Source organism: uncultured Oscillibacter sp. (assembly GCF_950073225.1).
GTDB lineage: Bacteria > Bacillota > Clostridia > Oscillospirales > Oscillospiraceae > Oscillibacter.
The window spans coordinates 105,636-130,891 of record NZ_CATMPS010000005.1 but is presented as its reverse complement, the minus strand read 5'-3'; the positions used below and the strand labels follow the sequence as shown (position 1 = coordinate 130,891).

The window sequence follows — 25,256 nt, the reverse complement described above, 5'->3', positions numbered from 1 at the left end:
CACAGGTCATTATAAAAATTCCATATTAGAAATTTGGTGGGCGGTACTGCGGTATCGCTCATTATTTTTTCAAATCTTTATGAAATCCACAAAATTAGCGTTTAGCATATAGGTAAATAATAGAAATGCAATCTGCCGCACGACGGCAAAAGAAAAAAGCCGTCGTACAGCACAACTTGTCACGCACTAAACTGGCGGCAATAGGAGGATGCCGCTATGCGACTTTGGAGAGAAAGGCACTTGTCAAAAAAAGCCTGACCCCTGCAGCAGCATATTCCGCCTATGTTTGCGAAAATAGTCGTTTCCTGTCAGCTTATAATGTTGTCCCCAGCACCCGAATGGTCTTGTACCATCCGGGTGCTTTTCTATATCCAGGCCAACGACACCAGCCCTGCTGCCGCTCCCCGCCCCTTTCGTTCAGACCCCGGCAAAATCTGAACGAAAGGAAAATGCAGGATGGGAATTACCATCAAGAAGCATAGACGTAATCTGTCCTATGATGATGCTGCCACCCTCAGCGAGCTTTGGGAGATCACCGCACAGTTTGACCGGAGCTTTTACCGCGAGTTAAAGGACCGCTGGGACGAGCGCGGCTATGACGAGTACATAGTTGCCGCCAAGGGCCGCCTGCCCTACTGCGAATCGCCGGAACAGTATGTGTGCCGCATGGAAACCCGCAGGGAAATCTTGGCGGTGTTCATGTTCCCGCATATCTCGAAACTTCTTGATTCTGGCGACTTCATCGTCGGTCAAGTCCTCAATAACCTTTTTATCGGTATGGGCGGTTTCGGGGGGACTGTGCTGGCAAGTTCTTTTTTCTTCTGTTTTTTCTGGTTTGTCATTATGGTCCGCCTGGGATCGCCGGCGGTTTTTTGCTCCTTTACATTTGTTCAACTTGGCCTGTGCACTTGGCCTTGCTGTAATTTCATTATAGCAAACGGATAATTTGCACACGTCTGCCAGTAACTGCTGTTCAAGTTGGCATATTGTATGGGGTCGCCACAATGTATCATCATCCCGTCCCCCACATAGATGCCACAGTGGAAGACTCCCGGGGTATCATAGGTTCCCTTGAAGCATACCAAATCGCCGGGGCGCGGGGAGCTGGTTCTGGTGCAGATGTTGTAAAGCCCCTGGGCCCCCAGCCGCCCCACGTTCCAGCCGGAATGGTTGATGGCCCACGAAACAAAGTCGGAGCTGTCAAAGGACGCGGCCGGGGAGCTCCCGCCCCATACATAGGGATAGCCGAGGTATTTCTCGGCCGCGGAGAGCATCGCCGCGAATGTTTCATCGTCCAGATATTCCCCCGGCACTTCGTAGCCCTCCGGCGGGCTGGTATATTTCCCCACATAGGACGAGCCGGGAAAGAGGTCGGGGCGGTTCCCCAGCGTAGCCATGTAGAGGGAATACCGGGAAACCTTGTCCTCCCCCATGATGTACACCGGGAGATGGGAAAGGTTGAAGTTATCCAGCGTCACAGTGCAGATGAAGTAATCGTAATACACCCGGTAGCTGTCGATGTGGGTATTGCCGTCCTCGTCCGTCCATGTATCCGTTTCGATGTAGTACCGCCGCTCCTTTACCACGTTTTCGGTCAGCGTGTACTGGCGGTCAAAGAGCATCTGCAAGGTGGGCTGGACATCCACCAGCGTCCACTCCCCCTCATGCCATGCGCTCAGAATGGAAACCAGCACAGCGGTATATTCGGCTGACCGAGCTTGTGCCGGAGCTCCATTCTATGGTGAACGAGAAAAAGTAAGCCTTTGCTGCGCTGTCTCCATTTACCATCCCCTGGCCCGGAAAAAGGTCCTGACCCTTGAGGACCTGCGAGGTGAAAAGCTCATGGTCATCAAGCGCAACTGGAGTCATTATGTGGATGCCCTGCGGGATGATCTGGAGGCGAATCACCCGGAAATCGGGCTTGTGGATTTCTCCTTTTACAACCTGGAGGTCTTCAACCGGTGCGAACACGAAAACGCCCTGCTGCTGGCGGTGCCCCAGTGGGAGGGGGTCCACCCGCTGCTGAAGATTCTACCTGTGGACTGGGAGCACACCATTCCCTTTGGCTTCCTCCACTCCCCCAGACCCGCTCCCGCCGTCAGGTCCCTCATCCGCACGGTGACAGGTGATGAAAAACAAGCGTTAACCAGCGGGTTCATGCCCGTTAACCAAACGATTCTTCCGTTTTCCGCTCCGGCGGGGTATTCTTGAAAGCGAGAATACCCCGCCTTTTCGCGGGCTTGGGAGGAAACACCATGAAAGAACAGTTGAAATTGACCCTGAGCAACGGCGTGGAGATGCCCATGGCGGGCATCGGGACCTTTCTGCTGACCCCGGACGAGGCGGAGGCGTCCTGCCTCAGCGCCCTGGAAAACGGATACCGGCTCATACACCGCAAACGCCTATGTCAACGAGCGGGCCGTGGGGCGGGCCATGAGGAAGTCCGGCCTGGACCGGAAGGAAATTTTCCTGGAAACCAAGCTCTGGCCTGCTTTTTACGAGCAGCCAGACGCCGTGGAGAAGACGCTGGAGCGGCTGGACACGGACTGCATCGACCTCCTGCTCATCCACCAGCCCGCGGGAAACTACGTTGCCGGATACCGGCAGATGGAGGCGGCGGTCCGGGCGGGGAAGGTCCGGGCGATTGGCCTTTCGAACTTCAACAAGGAGCAGATCCGGGAAATTCTCTCCATCTGCAAGATTCGTCCCGTGCTCCTCCAGACAGAGGTCCACCCCTACTTCCAGGAGAAGAGCCTGAAGGAGTTCCTGGCTTCTGAGGGCATGGCGATTCAGGCGTGGTACCCCCTGGGGCATGGGGACCAAGCTCTGCTTGATGATACAGACCGTCTGTTCCAAACCCATTTCTGGGGTCCGATTGCCCTCATCAAAGCGGTGCTTCCCAATATGCGGGCACGGCGCAGCGGGGCCATTATCAACTTTTCCTCCATTGCCGGGCTGCGCACATCGCCCGGTTCCGGCTATTACGCCGCGGCGAAGCGCGCGGTAGAAGGGATGTCGGAGGGCCTGCGGGCGGAGCTGGCGCCCCTTGGCATTAAGGTGATGGTGGAGAGCTGTGAAGCCCTGCTCCGGGACCCGAAGGACCTGCGGGCCAGGGAAAATGTCATGTGGGCCTCCTGCGTGAACACCATGGGCGTGTTCCGCTCCGGCGTGGATGCCGCGCTGGAGGACGCCGCCATAGTAGAGGCCGGCTGTTCCCGCCTGCGGGCGCTGATGGAGGCGGGCGGCGTTGACACGACGCTGGCTCCCTATGGCGCATGCCCCACCATGGACTATGTGAAAAGGTCCCTGGCGAAAGAGGACTATGGCGAGTTCACGCCGGAGGAGCTGCATGGCATGATTGCCGCCTGCTGCGCCTGAGAGCGGCTCCTGGGAAAACCGCTGGACAGGGCAAGGGTTCCGTGGTATCATGGAAACAGCAAACTTGAATTTGGAGGTGCTTATGTGTATGGAAAAGAGAGCGAAACGGTCTGGAATGGACCCTATTGTTGTTTTAACACTGATTTTTGTTGTACTAAAAGCAACGGGATTGATTTCGTGGTCCTGGTTGTGGGTACTAAGTCCGATCTGGCTTACGTTCTTATTTTTTGCCGTTATCTTTTCCTCCATTTTGGTCGGCGGACGAATTGTTAATGGAAAATGGTAAATTCCAGTTTATCAGGCGCTCGCTTCTCAAAACAATCATCTATCGTGTCATCTATCGTGAACCGTCCCAACAGGCGGAAGCGGTATCAGCGGGACCCGTCCGCCCCGGACACGCACCACGCCTCTCCCATGATGGCCAAAATCGCAGAGCTGCGGGACAAGTATGGCCTCCATATGCGGGTGGAACGCTATATCACAGACGAGGGCGGCGTTTCCGCCGCCGATCAGAAGTTTATCAAAAAGTAATCCGTAGGGCCGCCCGCAGGGGCGGCCTTTCCCTTCTTTATACACATTCAAGCCCCGGAGCAGGACTGCCTGCTCCGGGGCTTGAACCTTTAGGTTGATACCCTTTAACCAAACGATACTTCCACAGACGGGATTTTACGGCTACAATACAGACATCAGGAAACACAAGGAGGCGGTTCTATGAATCAGCGCAGCTTAGGCGGCCTGACCGTTTCGGACGTGGGCTTCGGCTGCATGGGCATCAGCCATGCCTACGGCGCGCCGTTGGAAAAAGAAGAAGCTGTCCGGCTTCTGCGGACTGCGGCGGAGGCGGGTTATACGCTTTTCGATACCGCCGAGGTCTACGGCACCCAAGAGGACCCGCATGCCAATGAGCGTTTGGCAGGCGAGGCCCTCCAGCCTATCCGGGACAAGGTGCAGATCGTCACGAAGTTTGGCATCCGCTTCGACACCAACGCGGGTGTCGTGCCCTACCCCCTGATTACCGACGCCCGCCCGGAGCGCATCCGGGAATCCGTGGAGGGCTCCCTCCGGCGGCTTCGGACGGACCGCATCGACCTCTACTTCCAGCACCGTATAGACGCGGCCACGCCTCCGGAGGAGGTGGCCGGGGTCATGGCAGACCTGATCCGGGAGGGCAAAATTCTCCACTGGGGGATCTCCGAGGCCAGCGAGGACTATCTGCGCCGGGCCCACGCCGTCTGCCCCGTGACGGCGGTGGAAAACCGCTACTCCATGATGGCCCGGCACTATGAGGCGCTGTTTCCTGTGCTGGAGGAGCTGGGAGTCGGGTTCGTGGCCTTTTCCCCTATGGCCAACGGCTTCTTAACAGGAAAATACGGCAAGGACGCCAAATTCGATGGACGGTACGACTACCGGGCCTCCATGCCTCAGTTCACGGAGGAGGCCATGGAGAAAAACCGGGAGCTTCTGGCGCTGCTGAACGGACTCGCGGCGGAGAAAAACGCCACGCCCGCCCAGATTTCTCTGGCCTGGATGCTCTGCAAAAAGCCCTGGATCGTCCCCATTCCCGGCACCCGGAACCCGGAGCGCCTGCGGGAAAACGCCGGAGCGGCGGAGGTCCTTCTGACCGCCGCTGAGGTTCAAAAGTTGGATGAGACGCTGGAGGGAATGGAGATGTCCCAGGTATTCGGCGGCACAAAAATCGTCAATCCATAACGACCGCACAACTCCGCGTTTCCCCATGCGGAATGGATGTTGGAACAACTATAACAGGAGGAAATTTTGATGAAACACAAATTCAGATGGACCGCGATGATTGCAAGCGGCGTACTGGCGCTCTCCCTGCTGGCAGGCTGCGGAGGCTCTCCCGCCAATGACGGCACGCCCGCCGCGGTTCCCGAGGGGCCGCAGGGTGAAGTAGCGAATGAAATTCCTGACGGCGCGCTGGTGATTGCCGAACAGGGAATGTTCTCCTCCGGCGGAACCGTCACTGAGCCCGTGGCGGGGGACTATGACGCCACCACGAACTGGCTGGACGCCGCCCGGCCCGGCAACACCGCCCATGTGGGCCATGCCAATGTTCTCTACCAGATTCCGGCGGAAAGCACCGGCCTGCCCATGGTGTTTCTCCACGGCTACGGCCAGTCCCGCATGGGCTGGATGACCACCCCCGACGGCCGGGAGGGCTGGGACACCATGTTCCTGCGCCGCGGGCACAGTGTCTTCCTGGTGGACCAGCCGGGCCGGGGCGAGGCAGGCGCCGCCACAGAGATGACCATGGACGGGATGCTGGATACCTGGGCAGAGGACTCCAAGGAGTACAAGCCCGGCGACCAGGCGTGGTACACCCACTTCCGCATTGGCCGCGTGGCCCCGGAGCGGTACGAGGGTTCCCAGTTCCCGGAGGGAGACGAGGCCCAGAACCAGTTCTTCCGTCAGATGACCCCCAACACCACCAGCTTTGACCAGGCCGCCTGCGCCGCCGCTCTGGGCGAGGTCATGGCGGATGTGAAGGCCATGACCGGCCAGAAGTCCATCTTTGTCACCCACTCTCAGGGCGGCGCCGTGGGTTGGGATGTGCCGGTGGAGAACATCGCCGCGATTGTCGCCATCGAACCCGGCGGAACGCCCCAGCCCGGCTCAGAGCAGTACCAGCGCCTGCTGGAAGCCAACATTCCCATCGTGGTCTACTTTGGCGACTATATCGACAACGGCCCCGAGGATATTCAGTCCACTGGTTTCTGGAAGATGGTGCGGGACGGCGCGCTGGCCTTTGTGGAGCAGTATAACGCCGACGGCGGCAGCGCCACGGTGGTAGATCTGCCCAAGGAGGGCATCACCGGCAACAGTCACTTCCTGTTCCAGGAACTGAACAATGACGTGATTGCGGACCATGTGGAAGCCTGGATCCAGGCTAACGTCAACTGACCAAGAAGGAGCGCGGACCATTATGAAAAAATGATTTCTCTTTTGCTGGCCGTCGTGCTGACGCTGTCCCTGACCGCCTGCGGCGGCAAATCCGACGAAAACCAGCCGCCGGAACAGCTTCCCGCCTCCGCGCCGGAGACCGTTCCTCCCCCGGCGGTCCAGCAGCCGGGAGAGGCGGAGCCGTCCGCCCCGGCAGGAAGCGGCAAGGTCCTGGTGGCCTATTTCTCCGCTACCGGAAGCACCAGGGCCGTGGCGGAGACCATCGCGGAAACCTTGGGCGCGGACCTCTTTGAGATCGTACCGGCAGACCCCTATACCTCGGATGATCTGGACTGGACAGACAAAAACAGCCGGGTTACCAAGGAGCACGATGATCCCGCCCTGCAGGATGTAGCGCTGACGGTTCCCACCCCGGAGGGCTGGACGGACTACGATACCGTATTTGTGGGCTATCCCATCTGGTGGCACATTGCCGCCTGGCCCACCAGCAGCTTTGTGAAAGCCAATGATTTCACCGGCAAGACGGTGATTCCCTTCTGTACCTCCTCTTCCTCCGGTCTGGATGACAGCGGCACGCTGCTGGCAGAGACCGCCGGAAGCGGCGAGTGGCTGGAGGGGCGGCGGTTCCAGAGCCATGTTGATTCCAGTGAGGCCGCGGAGTGGGCGGCCGGCCTGAATCTCCCCGCCTCCGGCGGTTCCGGAAGCTCCGGGAATGTCCTGATTGCCTACTTTACCGCCGATGAGAACCGGACGGTGGACGCCGTAACCTCCGCCAGCGTGACCACGGTGGACGGTGCGGAAAAGGGCCTGGTCCGGGCGATCGCGGATATGATTCAGTCGGAGACCGGCGGAACGCTGTTCTCCATCCGGACCGCCGTGCCCTACTCCGGCGACCGGGACGAGGTGATCGACGCCGCGGCGGAGGAACAGCGTCAGGACGCCCGCCCGGAATTGACCAGCCACATTGAGGACCTGGACGGCTATGACACTGTCTTCGTCGGCTATCCCAACTGGTGGGCCGACCTGCCCCAGGCGCTGTACAGCTTCTTTGATGAGTACGACTTTTCCGGCAAGACCATCATCCCCTTTAACGTCCACAATGGAAGCCGCTTCTCCCGGACCATCCAGACCATTCAGGAATTGGAGCCCGGCGCGAATGTGATCGAGGACGGATTTACCGTCAGTGAGCAGAACGCGGCGTGAATGACCCCGCCCAATCTGAACAAATTGTTGTCAGTTGTTCGGATGGGGTAGGGTTACTCTTTGCCTGTACCCCTTGTGTTTCAAGGAATGCAGGCTTTTTAACTTAGGAAGCCATTTGTCACTGGCAAAAAGCAAACAATTCAAAAACAAAGCGCAAAACGTGTAAACAGCGGGATTCGAACCCCTGCTGACATCACTTGCCTATTGTGCTTCAAGGCTTTCTCTTTTTCTCTGGGTCCCAGAACTTTGGATCGTTTTGAGTTCCGGCAAGGTGGAAGACTTTAACGCTTACTTAAATTGTGGGATCACACAGATTTTAGACGATCCCACGCAAAATATCAAACCAGACGCTATCCTAACACGTCAGCCTGCCGGGTTCATTTTGAAGGGCCGCGCTTTAGCTGAAACCTTCCTACCAGGCTTTTCATAAGCTGTGACTGACTGGACAGTTCTTCGCTTGCCGCCGCGCTTTCCTCCGCGGTTGCCGAGTTTGTCTGTACAACATTGGAGATCTGGTCAATTCCCACCGTGAGCTGAGCGATGGAATCCGCCTGATCGCTGCTGGCCTCTGAAATCTGTTCGATGATGCCGGCCATTTCGTTCACGTCATTGACCGCTTGAATCAAAGACTGCGCCGTATCGTCCGCAATCTGCGTTCCGTTTTCGATTGCCTGCAAAGAATTTTCAATCAAAGCAGCGATATTTTCGGAGGCCTCTGTGCTTTTGTTTGCCAGATTGCGGACTTCATCGGCTACTACGGCAAACCCTTTTCCGGCGGCGCCTGCGCGGGCGGCTTCTACGGCGGCGTTCAAGGCGAGAATATTGGTTTGGAACGCAATATCTTCAATGATCTTCATGATTTTGCTGATCTCGCTGGAGCAGCTGCTGATATCTCCCATTGCATGGGTCATCTGCTGCATTTTTTCTTTGCTCACGTTCATCTTTACGCTGACACTGTCTGCCGCTTTACTGGCTTGCCGCGCACTGTCTGCGTTCTGATTTACCTTGTTGGAGATTTCGTCAATCGTGGCGGCGAGTTCCTGCACAGAGCTGGCCTGCTCAGTCGCCCCCTGGGCAAGCGCCTGAGCGCCATTCGATACTTGATCCGCTCCGCCCGCGACCTGAGCGGAACTTTGGCTGATTTGCAGCATTGTGTCATTGAGCTTGTCTGCAATGCCCCGGAACGAGACAAGCAACGGATAAAAGCCGCCTGTATACGATTCCTCGCAGGTCGAATCCACCGTAAAATCTCCCTCGGCCATTTTAGCAAGGAATTGATTCTCATCCTCAATAATAAGCTGAAGCTTATGGATCAACTTGCCTACCTGAACGGCGAGAACACCCAGTTCATCCTTCGAGGTATAGGAAATCTTTACATCCAAATCCCCTTCCGCCATTTTTATGGCGGCATTCTGGATTTCAGAAATAGGGATTTTGATCAGGCGTATAATCACAAATGAAAAGAAGACGCCCACAAGGATGATGGCAATGACAACTGCCGCCATGGTCAAGGTGGCGGTTCTGTAAAGGGAAGCGCTTTCCACCGCCGCATCGTCGCTTCCTTTTGTATTGTAATCGATAATATCATCAAAAGCGCTGTTCAAAGAGTTGAAAAGCGCCTCACATTCTCCGTCCAGAATCGCACGGGCACTTTCAGAGCGGCCCTGTTTGGCGAGAGCCAACATTTCTTCTTCCGCCGCCTGATACTGTGTCCAGAGATTGTTTGCGTTGTTATAGAAATTTCCTTCTTCCTCATCGATCATATCCCCATACGCGGCTAAGAGTGCGTCCATGGTTTTGATTCCATCCTGGAGGGACTGAAGGCTGGCCTCCTCTTTGCTATCAGAGTCTGCGGTAAGGTACCCCAGCTCATTCAGCCGGATATTGGAAATGGTGGCGCTCAGCTCCCTTGCCGTATCGACACTGGGAAGCCAGCTTGTTGCAATGTCGCTTGTCATGTCGTTCATCCGGCCCATGAGAAAAAATGACATCCCGCTGATAATAAGCATTCCGAGCAGCGCAACTCCTATGAGAATATAGAGCTTCAGTCTGATTTTTAAATTTTTTATGTAGTGAATCATCTTTGCAATCTCCTCTTATATTTCGTTATCCGCAGTTGGCAGCCATAAGAATATATCGGAGATTTTCTCTGTTTGATAAGTGGATTGATGAGAATATAATGGATGCGTTTTTTCGAATGGCTGTAAAGCGGAGGCTTTTTTGTGCTCCGGCGTTCAGCAGCGCGGGCCCCTGGCAAGGCCGGACCCGGCGAAGACCGAAAAAGCGCGCCGCTTTCCGGCGACGGCTTCGTGCAACTTTCCGGCCTTGGAGCGCTTTCTTTGAACCGCGGTTTTCAAACGAAACAAGGAGGAATATGATATGAGCGAAGAGGTGCTGGTGGCGTTGATTGGCCTGGCAGGGTCCGGCCTGGGGTCCGTGCTGGGCATTTTGGTGAGCAGCAAGCTGACCCAGTACCGGCTGGAACAGCTGGAGAAAAAGGTGGAGGTCCACAACAAGGTCATCGACCGGGTATACAAGCTGGAAGAGCGCACAGAGCTCCAGGAGGAAAAAATCAAGGCGGCGAACCGCCGGATTGAGGGGCTGGAAAGGAGAGCGGAGGCGTGAGAGGAAGGCGGCGTAAAAAGGCCGGGCGCTCCGGGCATTCTGCCGGCGGGGAGTCAAATTTCAAAAGCGGGAACCGGGAAGAGCCCCGGAGAAAGTGAGGACAACGGTGAATAAGACCATCATCAAGCGGCTGGGAAATCTTCTCAGCGTGAAAGCCCTGGTGACGCTGACGCTCACCGCCGTGTTCGCCTGTATGGCGGCGGCCGGGAGCATTTCTCAGGACTTTATGACCGTGTATACCGTGGTTATCGCGTTTTACTTTGGGACGCAGAGCCAAAAGGTGCAGGACGCGGTGGAGGGCGGAAACAATGGCGGCGGCTGAGCGGGTTCTGAGCATCGCCCGGAGGGAGCTGGGGACCAAGGAGTCCCCGGCAAACTCAAACCGGGTGAAATACAACGCCTGGTACTATGGCCGGGAGGTCTCCGGCTCTGCCTATCCCTGGTGCATGGTGTTTGTGCAGTGGGTGTTTGCCCAGGCGGGCGTCAAGCTGCCGGTCAAAACCGCGTCCTGCGGGGCGCTGATGAACGCCGCCAGGAGGGCGGGCAGATGGGTGACGGGGGACTACCGTTCCGGGGACGTGGCGATCTATGACTTTCCCGGCGGCGCGGCCACGGACCACACGGGCATTATTGAGAAGGTGACGCCGGGCGGAGTCGTGGCGATTGAGGGCAACACCAGCCAAACCGGAAGCCAGTCCGACGGCGGCATGGTCTGCCGCAAGACCCGGCCCGTAAAATGGATAGCGGGCGCGGTGCGCCCGGAGTTTGAGAAGGAGGACGGCATGGATATCTCGAAACTGACCGACGCGGAGATTCTGGCGCTGGGGAAGCGCATTCAGGAGGTCCTGGGCAGGCAGCCCGTCAGCCCCGCCCTGGCGGCGGAGTTCCAGGAGGCGAAAACCAAGGGCATTACCGACGGAACCGGCCCATGCGCGTTTGCTACCCGCGCTCAGGCCGCCGTCATGACGCTCAGAGCGTCCAAGAAATAAAGAAGGGGCCGGGGACTGTTCCCCGGCCCTTTTTATGCGGTTTTTTGACGCACTTCCCGGCGTGTTTTTCCTCATTTCGCGGCGGATGAGGCCGCTTTCGCCGGTTTCAGAATGTTTTCAGATTTTTGCTGTATGCTGTTTTTTATAAAAAGCCGCGCGTATAGGGAGAAGACCGATGAAAAACGAACATTTCGAGGGCCGGGGCGTTACGCTGAACAGCCTCCTGGAGGAGCGGGAGGCGTTGAATATGCGGATGCTGCTGGCCCTTCAGCTGCGGGATTTGGAGACGCAGGAGACGCTGCGGCGGGAATTGGAAGAGGTCGCCGGCCGGATTGAACGGCTCCTTTCCGGGAGACGTTAGCTTCTGCCGCCGTAGCGGCGGAGGCCGCAGTTATACAACGCCGCCATCCGGGGCTCCAGGACGATTTCCTCCCGCTCGAGCCCCTCGTGCTGGATGTACCAGGTCTCTCCGTCGGTGTTGAGGAGGGGTTCCAGGTCCTTCAAAAGGTAGACGGGCAGGACCACGCTGCCCCGGCTCCAGACCCGGAGGACATTGGGGATGTCCACGTCCGCCGGGGAGTCGATGATTGCCAGGCGGAGCTCCGGGAAATAGGCCCCGCCGAAGGGCTGTTCCACGTCCAGCCCGGCGAAGCCGCTGTCATACAGGGACTCCAGGGCGGCTTCCAGGCTTCCGTTATTCCACACCGGGGCGATGAGGCCGCACTCGCTGAGCTTCACCCGTTTTTCTCCCGCCGGGGGGAGGCCGGAGATGGGGATCAGATCGTCCAGGACAAAGGGCCCCGTCTTCGTCTTGGGCAGAAAGATACGGGAGGCGCTGTCGGAGGTGAGGCTCATGGACAGGGCGTGGATGATCCAGTCCAGGAACAAATCGAAATTCCGCCCGGAGACCTTGCACCGCTGGGCCGCCTGATTCAGGAATTTGCTCATGGCCTCGTAGTCCGTCAGGGCCATGGGCGGCAGGGGACCGGCGTAGAGATTTTTTAAACGTGTGGTGGGCAGCATATGGACCTCCCCGCGCCCTGGGCGCGTTTTGTCAGAATATGCCCATTCTAGCACGCCCGAAGGGAAAACACAAGCTGTAAAGGGAACAACCGTTCCCTGCCCTGCCGCCGGGAAATTCGGGCATTTCGACAGACCGGGCCCCGCCGGAAAGCGGGTTCCCGGGCCTGGGCCTCCAGCTCTGTTTCCCAGCCCTCCCGGCGCAGGGCGCCTCCTCCGTTCGTTCTTTTATTTATACAGTGTTTCAGCCGGTCAACGGGTTTCCGGTTTCCTGAAATTATTTTGAGAAAGTTCCTGGGAATATCCGCCGCGCAAACCGCAGATACTGGGAAGAAACCGTTCTCTCAGGAGGAAGCGCCTATGATGACCGCCTTTGCCCGCACCGTTATCCTCTATTTTCTTATCATGACCGGCCTCCGCCTCATGGGCAAGCGGCAGATCGGCGAGCTGGAGCCCGGCGAGCTGGTGCTGACCATGATGATCTCGGACCTGGCCACCGTGCCCATGCAGGACTTCGGTATCCCCCTGCTGGCGGGGGTCATCCCTATTTTGACCCTGCTGGCCCTGTCCATGCTGCTGAGCCAGCTGTCCCTCACCAGCCTCCGCTTCCGGGCGCTGGCCTGCGGCACGCCCTCGATTCTCATTCGGGAGGGGGTCCTTCAGCAGGAGGCTATGCGGAAAAACCGCTATACCCTGGACGAGCTTTTGGAGGAGCTGCGGGGCCAGGGGATCACCGGGGTGGAGGAGGTCAAGTACGCCGTGCTGGAAAACTCCGGACACCTCTCCGTCCTCCCCTGGGCCAAAAGCCAGCCCCCCACGGCGGAGCAGCTGGGGGTGAAGACCGGAGAGGACGTGACTTTGCCGGTGGTTCTGGTAAACGACGGGCGGCTCCTCCGGCGGAATCTGGAGGCCCGGGGGCTGGATGAGGCCTGGCTCCGGGAGGCCCTGCGGAAAGAGGGGCTGTCCTCTCACCGGGAGGCGTTTTTGCTGACCGTGGACGAGACGGGCCGGGTGGTCTGCGTGCGGAAGGAGGGAGAGCCGTGAAAAAGGGACTGCTGATTCCCGCCGCCCTGCTGGGGGCCATTCTGGCCTTCTGCCTCTGGAACGGCGCCGCCATGTCCGCGCATACGGCCCGCTGGCGGGCACAGCTGGAAGAGGCGGACCGGCTGGTCCTGCTGGAGGACTGGCAGGGGGCCGCCGCCGCCATCCGGGCGGCTTATGCCGGCTGGACGGAGCGCCAGACCTATCTCCACTGCGTCACGGGCCACGATGCCGTGGACGACGCCGAGGCCATGTACCACCGGGCGCTGGCCTTCACCGAGCGGGAGGAGGACAGCGAGCTGCGGGCGGAGCTGGCGGACCTCCGGGACCAGCTCAGGCTGCTGGCGGAGATGGAGGAGTTTTCCCTGCGGAACGTGCTGTAAAACAGCAGGCGGCTGTCCCCAACCGGGGACAGCCGCCTGACGCGGATTTTACAGGATTTCCTCAGGGGGAGACTCCACAGGAGGGGCTTCCACGGCGGCGGAGACGGCGGAGGGGCGGGGCGCGGAAATTTCCGTCTCCGCCGCCACCTCCTCGCAGGTTTTCTGCTCCCTGGGCTTTTCCTCGTCTTCCCACAGGGAGTCGTATTCCTTCTCGTTCTGCCGGGCCAGCAGCGCCGCCTGCTTGGCGGCCATGTAGAGCTTCATGTCGTAGTCCATCAGCTTCTGCAGATCCTTGGCCGGGACCTTGGCCCCGGAGGAGACGCGGCGGAAGACCTCCATGATCTTGCCCATTTCCTCCGCCATTTTGGCCTGAGTCTCGGCCTGATGCCGGTTGCACTCGTCCCCGAAGACCTTGGTCTCCATGGCGGTGATGCCCATCAGGGCCTTGTCCACCGCGTCATACTGGGCGTCCAGCAGGGACAGCTCCTTGGAAATCTCCACCCGGTCGAAGGAAGACGGCAGGGACCCGCCCGGCTCCTTTAGAATCTTGGCCAGGGCCTCCCGCTTCTCCCAGATTTCGTGCTGGTGGGCCGCGTAGGACTGCTTGGCGTCCCGGATCTTCATGGGGCGTCACCTCCTCAATGGGATTGGCCGGCTTTACTTCTTCACGATGCCCGCCGTGTCCATGGCGATCATCAGTTCCTCGTTGGTGGGGATCAGCAGGACCTTGACCTTGGAGTCGGGGGTGGAGAGGACGGTCTCCTTGCCCCGGACGTCGTTGGCGGCGGCGTCCAGCTTCACGCCCATGTACTCCAGGCCCTCGCAGACCATGGAGCGGATGGCCTTGTCGTTTTCGCCGACTCCGGCGGTGAAGATCACCGCGTCCACCCCGCCCATGGCGGCGGCGTAGGCGCCCACGTACTTTTTCACCTCATAGGCGAACTTCTCCCGGGCCAGGGCGGCCTTGGCGTCGCCCTTCCCGGCGGCGGACTCCAGATCCCGGAAGTCGGAGCTGACGCAGCTCAGTCCCTCCACGCCGGACTTTTTGTTCAGGGCGTTCAGCATCTCGTCGATGCCCATTCCCCGCTTGTTCATCTCATACTGGAGGATGCCCGCGTCCAGGTCGCCGGACCGGGTGCCCATGGGCACGCCCGCCAGGGGGGTGAAGCCCATGGAGGTGTCCACGCTCTTGCCGCCGTCCACCGCGGTGATGGAGGAGCCGTTGCCCAGGTGGCAGGAGATCAGCTTGACTTCTTCGGGCTTCTTGCCAAGCATGGCGGCGGCCCGGCCCGCCACGTACTTGTGGCTGGTGCCGTGGAAGCCGTAGCGCCGGACCTTGTCCTCCTCGTACCAGGCGTAGGGCAGGGCGTACATATAGGCCCTGGCGGGCATGGTCTGGTGGAAGGCGGTGTCGAACACGGCCACCATGGGGGTGCTGGGCATGAGCTTCCGGCAGGCCTGGATTCCGATGATGTTGGCGGGGTTGTGCAGCGGCGCCAGGGGATTGCACTCCTCAATGGCGGCCATAACCTCGTCCGTGATCAGGACGGAGGCGGCAAACTTCTCCCCGCCGTGGACCACCCGGTGGCCCACGGCGTCAATCTCGCCCATGGAGGAAATCACGCCGTTTTCCTTGTCCGCCACCGCGTCCAGCACGGCCTGGATGGCCTCGGAGTGGGTGGGCATGGGGATGTCGATGGCGTCCAGAGTCTTCTTCCCTTCGGCCTTGTAGGTGAATTTGCCGTCGATGCCGATGCGCTCGCAAAGACCCTTGGCCAGCAGAACGCCGCTTTCGGGGTCCAGAAGCTGATATTTCAGGGAAGAGCTCCCCGCGTTGATGACCAGAATGTTCATGATGACCGTCTCCTCTTTTTGGGGAAGCCCTTGCGGGATTCCCAGATTTCATATAATATAGAGCGGCGGGGAAAGGGCGGAAGGCCCGGTTTCCCTGTCGGCTAACTTCATTATACCAGACTTTCCAGGAGTTACAACCGCTTTTTTACCAAACTGTCACTTTTTTGTCACCACTTCAAGGGGGAATTTTATGGCCGCCGCTGGTATCATTACAGAATACAATCCCCTTCATATGGGCCACGTCCACCTGATGGCGGAGGCCCGCCGCCTCCTGGGGCCGGAGACAGGGATCCTCTGCGTCATGAGCGGGAACTACGTCCAGCGGGGGGACTTTGCCGCTGCGGGCAAGCACGCCCGGGCCGCCGCCGCCGTAAGGAGCGGGGCGGATTTGGTGCTGGAGCTGCCCGTTCCCTGGGCCCTCTCCTCGGCGGAGGGCTTCGCCGCCGGGGCCGTGAAAATATTGAAGGCCACGGGGGCCGTCAGCCATTTGGTCTTCGGCAGCGAGGGCGGGGACGCCGCGCCCCTGGTCCGCTGCGCGGAGGCGCTGTGCTCCGGCGCTTTCCCGGAAGCCCTCCGGGAAGAGCTGAAAAAAGGGGATTCCTTTCCCGCCGCCCGCCAGCGGGCCCTGGAGGCCCTGCTGTCCAAGGAGGACGCGGCGGCGCTGTCCCGGCCCAACGACACCCTGGGCGTGGAGTACTGCAAGGCCCTCCGGGGCAGCGGGATTCAGCCCGTCGCCGTCCTCCGGCGGGGGGCGGCGCATGACGGCGCGGACGTCGGGGACGGCATTGCATCCGCCTCAGCCATCCGCGCCCTTCTCCGGCAGGGGGAGGAGGAAGCCGCCCTGGGCCTGTGCGCCCCCGCCATGGCGGAGGCCTACCGGATAGAACGGGAGGCGGGGCGGGCTCCCGCGTCCCTTGAACGCTGTGAGCGGGCCATCCTGGCCCGGCTGCGCTTCCTGGAGGAAGCGGACTGGGCCGCCCTGGAGCTGGGGAACGAGGGATTGTACCGCCGCTTTTTTCGCTCCAGCCGGTCCGCCGCTTCCCTGGCGGAGCTTTTGGAGACTGTAAAGACAAAACGCTACCCCATGGCCCGGCTGCGCCGGACGGTGTTCCGGGCCTATTTGGGACTGCCCCCCGCGCCGCCGGAGGAGCCCGCCTATCTGCGGGTCCTGGCGGCCAACGAGCGTGGGACGGCCCTGCTGGCCGGGATGCGGAAAACCGCCGCCCTGCCGGTTTTGACCAAGCCCGCCGCCGTCCGCCGCCTGGGGCCCGGGGCCCGGCGCCTCTTTGACCTGGAGGCCAGGGCAGACCGGCTGTACGCCCTGGCCTGCCCGGACCCCGCCGCCGTCCCGGACGCGTGGCGGACCGGCCCGGTGATTGTCCGGGAGGGGGCGGGCTGAACAAAGGAGGAAACCCCATGAGTACCATGATCGCTTTGCTGCTGGTGCTGAGCTCCCTGGTGGGCTGCGCCGGGGAGACGCTGACCAACGTGAAAAACGCCCTGCCGGACCTGCCCCCGGAGACGTTCTCCTTCTCGGTGGAGCTGGAGGAGTACGAGGAAACCGTCCGGGACGAGGATGGCGCGGCGCTGGTGGAGTGCTCCTACGCGCTGCCGGTGATGAAGGCCCTGGCGGCGGACGGAAGCGTCCTGGAGACCGCCGCCACAGAGGGTCAGGCCCGGGCCCTGGCGGCGGCGGAGACCTTCAATGCCCGCTTTGACCCCTGGAAGGGCAACGCTCAGACTTTGGCGAAAAGCGCCAAGGAGGACCGGGCCTTCCGGAACGAGTCGGGGCTGGAGCCCATGACGTATACCGACGATTTGTGGTGCGCCGTCTATCAGACGGAAACCCTGGTCAGCGTTTCCGGAACCTACAGCACCTACACCGGCGGGGCTCATCCCAACCACATCCTGATGAGCTGGAATTTCGACCTGGAGGCTGGGGAGTTCTTTGAGCCGGAGATCCTGGACGAGGGAGGGGACCTCCGGGAATACGTCCGGTCAGCCTTGGTGCGGCAGGTCCGGGAGGCGGACGAGGTGCTGGGAGAAAAGCTGGAGGACCTCTATTGGGAGGATTACGAGGATATTCTGGCGGACTGGCTCAATTACGCCATCAGCTTTGATGAAGAGGGCATGACCGTGGGCTTCTCCCCCTATGAGCTGGCCGCCTATGCCGCCGGGCCCCAGACGTTCCATTTGACCTATGAGGAGCTGTCGCCCCATTTGGGACCCCACGGCAAGGCGCTGCTGGGGCTGGAAGCGGCCTCCGCCGGGGAAACCGCCGGATAAGGAAAAGAACAGCGGGCCGCCCTTTCCGGGGCGGCCCGCTTTCTCATGGAATTTAAGTGATTTCCGCAGGGACGGCCTCCGCCTCGGGGGCCGGGGTCTCGGGAGCCGCCTCGGAAAGAAGCTCTTCTTTGACCTTGCGCCCGAAGAGGGGCTTCCGGGGCTTTTTCGGGGGCTTCTCCCCCTTGTGCTTCCGGCGGAAGATGTGGCTCAGGTTGTCGATGACGGAATAGTACACCGGGGTGAACACCAGGGTTACAATGGTGGAGATCACCATGCCCGCGATCATCGTAATGCCCATGTCCGACATCATTTCGTTGGTCTCCCCGATTCCCATGGCCATGGGGACCATGGCGAGGATGGTGGTCAGGGTGGTCATCAGGATGGGCCGCACCCGCAGGGGGCAGGCGTGGAGGATGGCGGTTTCCCGGTCCTCGCCCCGGGCCCGGCGGATCTTGATGTACTCCACCAGAATGATGGAGGAGTTGACCACCGTGCCCGCCAGCATGATGATGGAAACCAGGGACAGCATGGAGAGGTCCCGCCCCGTGACGGGGAGGCCGAAGAGGGAGCCGGTAAAGGCCACCGGGAGAATCAGCATGACCATGACGGGCATGAGGAAGCTCTCAAACTGCACCGCCAGGACGAAATACACCAGCAGCAGCGCCGCCGCCAGGGCAATGAGCAGATCGCCGAAGCTCTCCATCATAGTCTCATAGGAGCCGTCGGTCTCCACGGCGTAGCCCTGGGGGAAGGTGTAGTTGTTCAGAATCTCCCAGACGGCGGCGGTCATGGCGGCGGTGTCGCCGCTGACGGAGTCGCCGGAGATGGTCACCTGCCGGGTCTGGTTGGACCGGACGATGGTCTGGGGCGCCTGTTCGATGGCGACGTTCGCCACGGAGCCCAGGGGCACCGTGCCGCCCATGGCGGAGGGCACGCCCATGGATTTCAGCGCGTCCAGGCTTTTCGCCGCCGCGCCGCCGCCCCGGACCACCACGTCCAGCTCGCGCCCTGTGATGGTCACTTTTGTGGCGGTGGAGCCGGTAAGCTCCGACCGGACCGCCTGGCCGATGGAAGCGGCGGTGAGGCCGTACTGGGCGGCGGCCTCCCGGTTTACGGAGACCTTCACCTGGGGCACCTCGTCGGACAGGGAGCTCTTCACGTTCACCGCGTCGGGCAGGGCCTCGATTTGGGAAATGAGGTCGTCCGCCAGGAAGGCCAGGGTATCGTAGTCGTCTCCCTCGATGTTGACCGCGATGTCTCCGCCGCCGCCCATCATCATATCCGCGTCGGAGGCGGAGACGGTGATTTCACAGCCGGCAATGTCCTGCACCGCCGCCCGGAGGGCGATGGCAATGTCGTTGCTGCCCCGGGCCCGCTGGGACTTGGAGCCGATATCCAGCATCATGGTAACGGACTCGTTGTAGGCAATGTAGAACATCTCCTCAACTTCCGGCACCTCCGCCTCCACAATGGCGGTGACCCGGTCGGCAATGACGGAGGTCTCGTTCAGCTGGGAGCCGATGGGCATGCTGACGTTGACCGAGATCTGCCCCTGGTCCATGTCGGGGATGAGGACCATCTTCGTATTGACCAGGGTGATGCCGAAGAGGACCACCAGGGCAAAGGAGGCCGCCATGCCCAGGAAGAGGTGATGGACAAAGAAGTCCAGGGTTTTCAGGTAGAAGGCGCCGATCTTCTCCATCAGCCGCTTCAAGGGGCCGGGCTGCTTCCCGGCCAGTTTTTCCTGACGGCGGCGGACCTTCTCCTCGTCCAGGGTGAAGTAGCAGAGGAGGGGCACCAGGGTCAGCGAAATGACCAGGGAGGCAAAGATCAAGGAGGCGATGGTCAGGCAGAAATCCTTGAACATCATCCCCGCCATGCCGCCGGTAAGGGCCAGGGGGACAAAGACCGCCTCGGTAGTGAGGGTGGAGGCCAGGACGGAGCTGGTGACCTCCTTGGTGCCCTCAATGCAGGCGTCCGCCCGGCTGCGGCCCTCGGCGGAAAAGCGGTAGATGTTTTCCAGCACCACGATGGAGTTGTCCACAATCATGCCCACGCCCATAGCGATGCCGCCCAGGGACATCATGTTCAGCGTCAGGTTGAAGGCCCGCATGAGGACGAAGACCGTCAAAATGCAGATGGGCATGGACACGAATATAGTCAGCGTGGCCCCGCCCCGGCGGAGGAACAGCAGCACCACAACGGCCGCCAGCAGCACGCCCTGGAGGATGTTCTGATAGGCGGCGTCCACCGTCTGGTTGATGTAGTCGCTGGCAAGGTAGGGGGCGGAATAGCGGAGGCTTGGGTTCTCCGTCTTCAGGTTTTCCAGCCGCTTTACCACCTGCTCGGAGACATAGACCTCGTTGGCGGCGGACTGCTTGGAGACCTGGAGGACCACACAGGCGGCCTCGCCGGACTTTGCCATGGCGTCCATGTCCTTGTCCTCCAGGGTGACATTTGCCACTTCGGCCAGGCGCACCGCGCCGCCGGTGGGCAGGGAGAGGATCATGTTGCGCACGTCGTCCACGGTCTGGAACTTGGCGTCGGTGGAGACGGTGAGCTTTTTGGACCCGTTTTCAAGGCTCCCGCCGGGGTAGATCAGGTTCTGCCCCGCCAGGAACTGGGACACGTAGGAGGCGGAAAGGCCGTAGCCCGCCGCCCGGGTGGGGTCCAGCTCCACGGCGATCTGCTGCTCCACGCCGCCGTTCACCGTCACCTGGGCCACGCCGTTGATCCGCTCCAGGGCGGGGACCACCAGGTCCTCCGCCAGGGTCTGGAGCTGGCTCAGGTCCTCGCCCACCAGGGCGATCATGGCCGTGGGCATCAGGGCGCTGAGGTTCATGTTGATGATCACCGGGTCCATGGCGTCCTCCGGGAGGCTCACCATGTCGAACTGCTCCCGGAGCTTTGTGGCGGCGATGTCCAGGTCCGTGCCGTCCACATAGGTGATCTGAATCTGGCTCACGCCGTCGGAGGAGGTGGAGGAAATCGTGTCCACGCCGGGGACGGACATGATGGCCCCCTCCAGGGGCCGGGTGACCAGCTCCTCAATGTCGCTGGGATTGGCCCCGGTGTAATAGCAGGCCACCACGGCCATGGGCATCTCCATCTCCGGCATCAGGGCCATTTGGAGCTGGGTGGCGAACATCAATCCGAAGACGCAGATCAAGATGCTGGCCAGGATGGTTGCCACCTTGTGCTGGATGCTTGCTCTGGCGATACTCATGTTCAATTATTCCTCCTGGCCCTCTCCCGCTTCGGCAGCGGCGCCTTCGCCGGATTCCGCGCCTTCCTCCGGCGGCTCCGCCGGAGCGTCCGTGCCGGAGACCACGCGGACCGGGTCGCCGTCGGTCAGATACGCCTGGCCCACGGTGACCAGCTGCTGTCCGGCGGAAAGGCCGGTGAGGACCTCCGTCACGCCGTTGCCGGTGAGGCCGGTGGAGACCTCCACGTATTTGGCGGCGCCGTCCTCCACCACGAAGACGTACCGGGTGTCCCCCCGGGTCAGCACCGCCTCGGTGGGGACGACGATGGTGTTCTCAGACACGTCGGTGTGGAAGGTGACGTCGGCGAACATGCCCGCCAACAGCCCGTCGGTGTCGGAGGGCAGGGACAGCGTGACGGTGTAGAGCCGGGTCTGCATGTTGGCGGCCCGCTCCACGGAGCGGATGGCGGCCTCAAAGGTCTGATTCGCGGCGCTGACGGACACGTCCGCCTTGTCTCCCGCCGAGAGCTTGGGCACCAGGGCCTCGGACACCTGGACCACGGCTTTCATCTGCTCCGCCCCGTCAATGACGGCCAGGGGGGCGGTGTTGGAGATAAAGCCCCCTTCGGTGGCGTTCATGGTCACCAGGGTGCCGCTGCTGGGGGCGATGACGTTGCCCCGGGCATCCACGTTTTCCAGCACCGTGTCCAGCTGCTCCACGTTGGAAAGGGCGCTCTGCATCCCCGCCTCCAGCTGGGAGAGGGTGGAGTTCCGCTGGGCGACGGCGGTTTGAAGCTGGAGCTCCGCCTGGTCGATTTCCAGCTGGGAGGCCGCGCCGATCTCAAAAAGCTCTTTCAGGTCCCGGACGTTCTTCTCCGCCAGGGCAATCTGCTTTTCAAACACCGCCGCCTGGTCGTTGTAGCTCTGGGCGGAGGAGCGGTAGTTGATGCTGGCGGCGTTGTGGGAGGCCAGGGTGCTGGCGAGATCCAGGGTGCACAGCATGTCGCCGGCCTTGACCTCGTCTCCCGCCTCGGCGTAAACGGCGGTGCATTTGGCGCTGACGGCCACCATGATGGTGGACTGGTCTTCCGCCAGCAGCTGGCCGGAGACGGTGTTCTCCGTGTAGATGGTGTCCGCTCCGATCTCCTGGACCTGGACGGCCACGCCCGGGTTGGCGGGCTCTTCCTCCGGCGTTTCGTCCGCCCCGCCGCAGGCGGTCAGGGACAGCGCCAGCACGGCGGCAAGCAGCGCCGCCAGGATTCTGTTCTTTGTCATGTAGTTCCTCCAAATCATCGTCGCTGGCCGTTAAGTCCCGGACTGGCCGGAGCTCATCACGCCGTAGTTGACGGCCCAGTAGTAGGTCCGGTAGGCGGTGAACAGGTTCCGCCGGGCGGTTTCCACGGCGTCCTTGGCCTCCGTCAGCTCATCCTCCGCATCCAGAAGGGCGTTGCGGGAGAGGTTCCCCTGGCGGTATTTCAGTTCCATGGAGGCATAGGTGCTCTCCTGGAAGGCCAGGGAGGTCTGAGCGGAGTTCAGCACCTGCTGGTAGTCCTTCACGGAGTCGAAGGCATTGCGGAAGTTCATCTCAAAGCTCTGCTCCGCCATCTTGTACTCGTACAGCGCCGCCTCATAGGTGTGCCGGGCGCTGCGGACGTTGTATGTATTTTGGGCGTAGCTCTCCCGGGTGTCCTCATAGGAGTCGTCCGCCTCGTCCAGCTTTTTCTTGGCGGCAAAGAGGTCGTAGCTGCGGGTCTTGGCCTCGGAGAGATCCGGCTTGTAGTCCATGGAGTCCACCAGCCCCTGGCTCAGCGCCGGAAGGGGGCCCAGGACCAGGGACCCGTTGAGGCTGGCCCCGATCATGGACTGCATCTGGAGCTTGCACCGCCGGAGGTTCATCTCCAGGGTGCTGAGATTGCTCTGTAAGGCTGCCCGGCCGTTGCGCACCTGCTCCAGGGTCAGGGCGGAGACCTGCCCCAGCTCATAGCGGAGCTCCATCTCCTTCAGGCTTCGATCCAGGGCGGTGAGGTTCCGCTGGAGGGTGCCCTTGGTCTGCTCCAGCTCCAAAATGGCGAAGTAGAGGGACTCGGCCCCCACCACGGTGAGGTCCTGGGCGTTTTTCAGCTGCTTCCTGGCGGCGGCGGAATCCTTCTGGAGCTTGCCGGAGGCCAGGTCCGACACGGTGGCGCTGAGGCTGGCATAGGAGCTGGCCAGGTTGGAGATGATATAGCCCTGCATGGCCCCCTCCATTTCGCTGGCGACGGGGATTTGGGCGTACATCATCTGCGCCGCTTCCAGGCTGGTCATCTGGGCGTTCAGGCTCTGGTACATGTCGGTGTAGTCCATGGCGTCAATGGAGGCGATGGACTCCTGCAGCATCTTGGCGGTCAAACTGCCCTCCAGCACCCGGTCCCGCAGGTCCTCAAAGGCCAGATAGCGGAAATCGTCCTCTCCGGTGAAGGCCAGCTCATCGTCCATCGTACTGCCTCCGGCGGAGGCTTCCGGCGTGCCGTCGGGCCGCACGACGATAGGGCTGCTGCTGGGCCCGGCGGGGGGGAGGGCGTCAGGGGCCTCCGTCTCTTCGGGGGCTTCGGGGGCTTCCGGCTCTCCGGCGTCTCCGGCGGAGTCCCCGGCATCCCCGGAGGGATCCGCGTCGTGGCGGGGTTCCTCCGCCTTTGCCTGGGGCGGCGGCTCCGGGCCCGGCTGGGCCAGGGCGGGTATCACGCACAGCGGCAGCGCCAGGGCCAGCGTCAGCAGCAGCGCAATCCATTGCTTTTTCATGGGGTCCTCCTTACAGATATGTATGGTTTCCATTCGCCCAGGTATGGGAGCGCCTCCGCTCCAGGGGCGTTTTTTCTTGTTATACACCTTCCACCTGGGGGAAGGTCAAGAAAAAGTTTCAGAATTCTCCGCGATTCTCAAACTGCCGTGCTTGACGATTTCCAGCTTGACGGCCAGCTCCTCCCGGTGAAGCGCCCGGTCCTCCGGGCAGAGCATGGCGTCCATACAGGCGCTGCCCAGGGCCGCCATCAAAAGGCAGAAGACGATGCGCCCATACTCCGGGCTGGGGTCCCGGAGGCCGGAGAGGTCCGTCAGGTCCCAGATGCCGTCCAGCAGCCGCTGGCCCGGCCGGGTGGGGAGGAACTTTTGAATGTCCAGCCCCTGGTTATTCCGAACGAAATTCATGCACCGTTTCATCATGGGGTCCAGGGCCGTCTCCTGCGCGGTAAAGCGGTCGAAGCAGTCCAGCTGCGCCTGGAAGATGTCCCCGCCATTGGCCTTCAAAATCCGGCGGTACTCCTCCTTGATGTGGTTCCGCACCTCCTCCAGGAGGTAGGCGAACAGGTCCTCCTTATCGGAGAAGTACTGGTAAAAGCTCCCCCGTGGGATGCCCGCCCGGCGGACAATCTGATTGACGGAGACGTCGGTGAAGCGGGCCCCGGCGAACTCCGCCCAAGCGGCGTCGAGAAAGCGGCGCCGCTTTTCCTCCGGCAGCCGGAGGAAGGTCTCTGTACACATATGAATCCCCCATAGCAAAAATGACATCCTGTCATTTTGTGACAAGCTGTCACTTATTATAGTCAGGGCTAACGGCCCTGTCAACCGTTTTGTGCCTCCGGGGGCGTTAAGTTTCTGTGAATAAAGAAGTGTTGGGGCCGTCCCTTCCGGGACGGCCCCTGGCCCTCAATATCGCGTCTCCAGCCGCTTGTAAATCAGGATGCCGGCCGTAAACTCTACCAGCAGGAACGCCGCCAGGAAATAGATCAGCAGCTCCGCCGCCTCCTCCGGCACCACACCCAGCTTCCCCAGAATAGAGAAGACCACGATGGCGGCGCAGGCCAGCAGCATCCCCAGGACATAGGCATAGCGCCCGGACCGGTCCCGGAGCATGGATTTCCGCTCGTCCCGGAGCTCGATCTGCTCCTCCTCCAGGTGCCTTTGGTAAGAGTCGGCGGTTTCCAGCTTGGTCCATTTGACGTACTTGTAGACCTGCATGACGCCGGGGCCGGTAAAGGCCCCGAAAAAGCCGCAGAACAGGCTGTCCAGGGGCGTTTCCAGCAGCAGCGCCGCCAGCAGGAACAGGATTCCCCCGGCAATCATACCCAGGCCGAACCAGAGTTCCCTCTTCTTCATGGCATATCCTTCCTTTCGTGAATGAAAATCTCCTCAATGGGGAGTCCGAAAAAATCCGAGATCGCAAAGGCCAGTTCCAGCGACGGGCTGTAGCGCCCGGTCTCGATGGAGCTGACGGTCTGCCGGGAAACCCGGATGGCCCTGGCGAATTCCTCCTGCCGCAGGCCCCGGCCTTTCCGCAGCTCTTCCACGCGGTTCTTCATAGCCGCCTCCTTTCGT

At 61.1% G+C, this 25,256-nt stretch carries 25 protein-coding genes and 1 pseudogene; 15 read left to right on the top strand and 11 right to left on the bottom strand.

The genetic code is table 11. The annotated features are described in order from the left end of the window. The first annotated feature begins 456 nt into the window (after window positions 1–456). Complete coding sequence (locus Q1M04_RS05020; protein WP_300346874.1) at window positions 457–945, top strand: hypothetical protein; 489 nt, start codon at window positions 457–459, stop codon at window positions 943–945. On the opposite strand, the pseudogene Q1M04_RS05015 reads toward Q1M04_RS05020, so the two are convergent. Further along, window positions 891–1,694 (bottom strand): annotated as a pseudogene (locus Q1M04_RS05015) (C40 family peptidase); the annotation flags it as partial. The gene Q1M04_RS05020 and the pseudogene Q1M04_RS05015 sit on opposite strands and share 55 nt — an antisense overlap. A gap of 148 nt (window positions 1,695–1,842) precedes the next feature. Between Q1M04_RS05015 and Q1M04_RS05010 the strand changes: the two are divergent. The 6 genes from Q1M04_RS05010 to Q1M04_RS16110 all read left to right on the top strand — a co-directional run bounded on the left by Q1M04_RS05010 (window position 1,843) and on the right by Q1M04_RS16110 (window position 7,503). After that, window positions 1,843–2,211: a hypothetical protein gene (locus Q1M04_RS05010; RefSeq protein WP_297997239.1), complete on the top strand. Its 369-nt coding sequence runs from the start codon at window positions 1,843–1,845 to the stop codon at window positions 2,209–2,211. Between the two features lie 222 nt (window positions 2,212–2,433). Then, window positions 2,434–3,378, top strand: coding sequence for an aldo/keto reductase (locus Q1M04_RS16115; RefSeq protein WP_366131512.1), 945 nt, complete (start codon window positions 2,434–2,436; stop codon window positions 3,376–3,378). Between the two features lie 342 nt (window positions 3,379–3,720). Continuing rightward, window positions 3,721–3,909, top strand: a complete 189-nt coding sequence (locus Q1M04_RS04995) for a hypothetical protein (protein WP_300346876.1) — start codon at window positions 3,721–3,723, stop codon at window positions 3,907–3,909. A gap of 180 nt (window positions 3,910–4,089) precedes the next feature. Then, the gene (locus tag Q1M04_RS04990) at window positions 4,090–5,088 is read left to right on the top strand and encodes an aldo/keto reductase (RefSeq protein ID WP_297997243.1); all 999 of its coding nucleotides are present in this window, start codon (window positions 4,090–4,092) and stop codon (window positions 5,086–5,088) included. 69 nt (window positions 5,089–5,157) lie between these two features. After that, window positions 5,158–6,300 carry an alpha/beta fold hydrolase gene (locus Q1M04_RS04985; RefSeq protein ID WP_297997245.1) on the top strand — a complete coding sequence of 381 codons (1,143 nt, stop codon included), beginning with the start codon at window positions 5,158–5,160 and terminating at the stop codon, window positions 6,298–6,300. Window positions 6,301–6,330: 30 nt separating this feature from the next. Beyond that, complete coding sequence (locus Q1M04_RS16110; RefSeq protein ID WP_366131515.1) at window positions 6,331–7,503, top strand: flavodoxin; 1,173 nt, start codon at window positions 6,331–6,333, stop codon at window positions 7,501–7,503. 377 nt (window positions 7,504–7,880) lie between these two features. Here Q1M04_RS16110 and Q1M04_RS04970 read toward each other — a convergent pair whose 3' ends face one another. Continuing rightward, on the bottom strand, window positions 7,881–9,584 hold the full coding sequence (locus Q1M04_RS04970) for a methyl-accepting chemotaxis protein (protein ID WP_297997247.1): 1,704 nt from the start codon (window positions 9,582–9,584) through the stop codon (window positions 7,881–7,883). A 298-nt stretch (window positions 9,585–9,882) separates the two neighbouring features. On the opposite strand from Q1M04_RS04970, the gene Q1M04_RS04965 reads away from it, so the two are divergent. The 4 genes from Q1M04_RS04965 (at window position 9,883) to Q1M04_RS04950 (ending at window position 11,478) form a co-directional block, all read left to right on the top strand. Then, entirely contained in the window at window positions 9,883–10,128 is a 246-nt protein-coding gene (locus tag Q1M04_RS04965; protein ID WP_204790180.1) for a hypothetical protein, read from the top strand. Between the two features lie 106 nt (window positions 10,129–10,234). Continuing rightward, complete coding sequence (locus Q1M04_RS04960; RefSeq protein WP_204790179.1) at window positions 10,235–10,450, top strand: hypothetical protein; 216 nt, start codon at window positions 10,235–10,237, stop codon at window positions 10,448–10,450. After that, window positions 10,437–11,117 (top strand): CHAP domain-containing protein, encoded by a 681-nt coding sequence (locus Q1M04_RS04955; RefSeq protein WP_297997250.1) that lies wholly within the window; start codon window positions 10,437–10,439, stop codon window positions 11,115–11,117. Before Q1M04_RS04960 ends, Q1M04_RS04955 begins: the two co-directional genes overlap by 14 nt. A 175-nt stretch (window positions 11,118–11,292) precedes the next feature. Then, window positions 11,293–11,478, top strand: coding sequence for a hypothetical protein (locus Q1M04_RS04950; protein ID WP_297997251.1), 186 nt, complete (start codon window positions 11,293–11,295; stop codon window positions 11,476–11,478). Here the strand turns inward: Q1M04_RS04950 and Q1M04_RS04945 are convergent. Then, a complete protein-coding gene (locus tag Q1M04_RS04945; protein ID WP_293278673.1) occupies window positions 11,475–12,140 on the bottom strand; it encodes a hypothetical protein in 666 nt (221 codons plus the stop codon). The genes Q1M04_RS04950 and Q1M04_RS04945 overlap by 4 nt on opposite strands. A gap of 357 nt (window positions 12,141–12,497) precedes the next feature. Here Q1M04_RS04945 and Q1M04_RS04940 point away from each other — a divergent pair, with 357 nt between their 5' ends. After that, entirely contained in the window at window positions 12,498–13,181 is a 684-nt protein-coding gene (locus tag Q1M04_RS04940; RefSeq protein WP_293278676.1) for a DUF421 domain-containing protein, read from the top strand. Further along, on the top strand, window positions 13,178–13,561 hold the full coding sequence (locus Q1M04_RS04935) for a DUF4363 family protein (protein ID WP_243413940.1): 384 nt from the start codon (window positions 13,178–13,180) through the stop codon (window positions 13,559–13,561). The genes Q1M04_RS04940 and Q1M04_RS04935 overlap by 4 nt, the downstream gene beginning before the upstream one ends. 48 nt (window positions 13,562–13,609) lie before the next feature. On the opposite strand, the gene Q1M04_RS04930 is transcribed toward Q1M04_RS04935, so the two are convergent. Both Q1M04_RS04930 and Q1M04_RS04925 read right to left on the bottom strand, forming a co-directional pair. Beyond that, window positions 13,610–14,185: a hypothetical protein gene (locus tag Q1M04_RS04930; RefSeq protein ID WP_297997254.1), complete on the bottom strand. Its 576-nt coding sequence runs from the start codon at window positions 14,183–14,185 to the stop codon at window positions 13,610–13,612. Between the two features lie 33 nt (window positions 14,186–14,218). Next, window positions 14,219–15,415 carry an acetate/propionate family kinase gene (locus Q1M04_RS04925; RefSeq protein WP_295757796.1) on the bottom strand — a complete coding sequence of 399 codons (1,197 nt, stop codon included), beginning with the start codon at window positions 15,413–15,415 and terminating at the stop codon, window positions 14,219–14,221. A gap of 190 nt (window positions 15,416–15,605) precedes the next feature. Between Q1M04_RS04925 and Q1M04_RS04920 the strand changes: the two genes are divergently transcribed. Together Q1M04_RS04920 and Q1M04_RS04915 are read left to right on the top strand one after the other, a co-directional pair. Further along, window positions 15,606–16,814 (top strand): nucleotidyltransferase family protein, encoded by a 1,209-nt coding sequence (locus Q1M04_RS04920; protein ID WP_297997256.1) that lies wholly within the window; start codon window positions 15,606–15,608, stop codon window positions 16,812–16,814. A gap of 17 nt (window positions 16,815–16,831) precedes the next feature. Next, a complete protein-coding gene (locus tag Q1M04_RS04915) occupies window positions 16,832–17,701 on the top strand; it encodes a DUF3298 and DUF4163 domain-containing protein (protein ID WP_297997259.1) in 870 nt (289 codons plus the stop codon). A 52-nt stretch (window positions 17,702–17,753) separates the two neighbouring features. Here Q1M04_RS04915 and Q1M04_RS04910 read toward each other — a convergent pair whose 3' ends face one another. The 6 genes from Q1M04_RS04910 to Q1M04_RS04885 form a co-directional block, all read right to left on the bottom strand. Further along, window positions 17,754–20,927 (bottom strand): efflux RND transporter permease subunit, encoded by a 3,174-nt coding sequence (locus Q1M04_RS04910; protein WP_297997260.1) that lies wholly within the window; start codon window positions 20,925–20,927, stop codon window positions 17,754–17,756. 6 nt (window positions 20,928–20,933) lie between these two features. After that, entirely contained in the window at window positions 20,934–22,181 is a 1,248-nt protein-coding gene (locus Q1M04_RS04905) for an efflux RND transporter periplasmic adaptor subunit (protein WP_297997263.1), read from the bottom strand. Between the two features lie 30 nt (window positions 22,182–22,211). Next, a complete protein-coding gene (locus Q1M04_RS04900; RefSeq protein ID WP_297997265.1) occupies window positions 22,212–23,684 on the bottom strand; it encodes a TolC family protein in 1,473 nt (490 codons plus the stop codon). 105 nt (window positions 23,685–23,789) lie between these two features. Beyond that, window positions 23,790–24,422: a TetR/AcrR family transcriptional regulator gene (locus Q1M04_RS04895; RefSeq protein WP_297997266.1), complete on the bottom strand. Its 633-nt coding sequence runs from the start codon at window positions 24,420–24,422 to the stop codon at window positions 23,790–23,792. Window positions 24,423–24,587: 165 nt separating this feature from the next. Continuing rightward, the gene (locus Q1M04_RS04890) at window positions 24,588–25,037 is read right to left on the bottom strand and encodes a hypothetical protein (RefSeq protein ID WP_297997268.1); all 450 of its coding nucleotides are present in this window, start codon (window positions 25,035–25,037) and stop codon (window positions 24,588–24,590) included. Then, the gene (locus tag Q1M04_RS04885) at window positions 25,034–25,240 is read right to left on the bottom strand and encodes a helix-turn-helix transcriptional regulator (RefSeq protein ID WP_297997270.1); all 207 of its coding nucleotides are present in this window, start codon (window positions 25,238–25,240) and stop codon (window positions 25,034–25,036) included. Before Q1M04_RS04885 ends, Q1M04_RS04890 begins: the two co-directional genes overlap by 4 nt. Window positions 25,241–25,256 lie beyond the last annotated feature (16 nt).